This is a genomic window from Protofrankia sp. Cj5 (assembly GCF_917627405.1).
In the GTDB taxonomy this organism is placed as follows: Bacteria; Actinomycetota; Actinomycetes; order Frankiales; family Frankiaceae; genus Protofrankia.
The window spans coordinates 1-1,275 of record NZ_CAKJTO010000124.1 but is presented as its reverse complement, the minus strand read 5'-3'; the positions used below and the strand labels follow the sequence as shown (position 1 = coordinate 1,275).

Below are 1,275 nucleotides of genomic sequence, written 5' to 3'. Positions count from 1 at the left end.
GGTGGGGGGAGGTAGGTCGGGTCGGTGGGTTGGTCGGCGGTGAGGAGGGCGGCGAACCCGATCCGGGCGGCCGGGGGCCAGTGCAGTTGGCGGAGCCGGCGGATCCCGGGGTGGTCGGCCAGGGCGCGGAGCCGCGGGTCGTACAGCATGCCGCGGGCCGGATCATCCGGGTGATCCGGGTCGGTTGGGGTGCTGCCGGTGAGTGTGGCAAGGTCGTGGATGAGTGCCAGTGGCGGCCACAGCCCGCCGGCGCCGAGCAGGAGCAGCCCGACCGTCTCGGTGTGGAGCCGGGACCCGGCCGGGTCGAGGGTGACCGGCACCCGCGGTGGTGCTGGTGCTGGTGATGCCGTCACCGCCCAGACCCGCACCGTCTGGTCGTAGCCGGCGGTGGCGAGCAGCAGCCGGCCGTCGGTGCCGGTCGCCCACGCCACCGACCAGACCGTGCCGGTGTGGCCGGTGAGGGTGTGCAGGGTCTGGCCGCGGGCCGGGTCCCAGATCCGCACCGTCCGGTCGTAGCTGGCGGTGGCGAGGAGGAGCTGGCCGTCGGTGCCGGTCGCCCACGCCACCGAGTAGACCGGGCCGGTGTGGCCGGTGAGGGTGTGCAGGGTCTGGCCGCGGGTCGGGTCCCAGATCCGCACCGTCTCGTCGGTGCTGGCGGTGGCGAGTAGGAGCTGGCCGTCGGTGCTGGTTGCCCATGCCACCGAGTAGACCGGGCCGGTGTGGCCGGTGAGGGTGTGCAGGGTTTGGCCGCGGGCCGGGTCCCAGACCCGCACCGTCCCGTCGACGCTGCCGGTGGCGAGGAGGAGCTGGCCGTCGGTGCCGGTCGCCCATGCCACCGAGTTGACCCAGCTGGTGTGGCCGGTGAGGGTGTGCAGGGTCCGGCCGCGGGCCGGGTCCCAGACCCGCACCGTCCGGTCGTGGCTGCCGGTGGCGAGGAGGAGCTGGCCGTCGGTGCTGGTTGCCCACGCCACCGAGTTGACCCAGCTGGTGTGGCCGGTGAGGGTGTGCAGGGTCCGGCCGCGGGCCGGATCCCAGACCCGCACCGTCCGATCGCCGCTGCTGGTGGCGAGGAGGAGCCGGCCGTCGGTGCCGGTCGCCCACGCCATCGACCAGACCCAGTTGGTGTGGCCGGTGAGGGTGTGCAGGGTTTGGCCGCGGGCCGGGTCCCAGACCCGCACCGTCCGGTCGTCGCTGCCGGTGGCGAGTAGGAGCTGGCCGTCGGTGCCGGTCGCCCATGCCACCGACCAGACCGTGCCGGTGTGGCCGGTGAGGGGA

General features: G+C 74.7%; 1 protein-coding gene. It reads right to left on the bottom strand.

What is annotated here, in order from left to right:
• Positions 1–1,275 (bottom strand): WD40 repeat domain-containing protein (locus tag MJ777_RS19805; protein ID WP_239377419.1); only part of this gene is annotated, 1,275 nt, incomplete at both ends.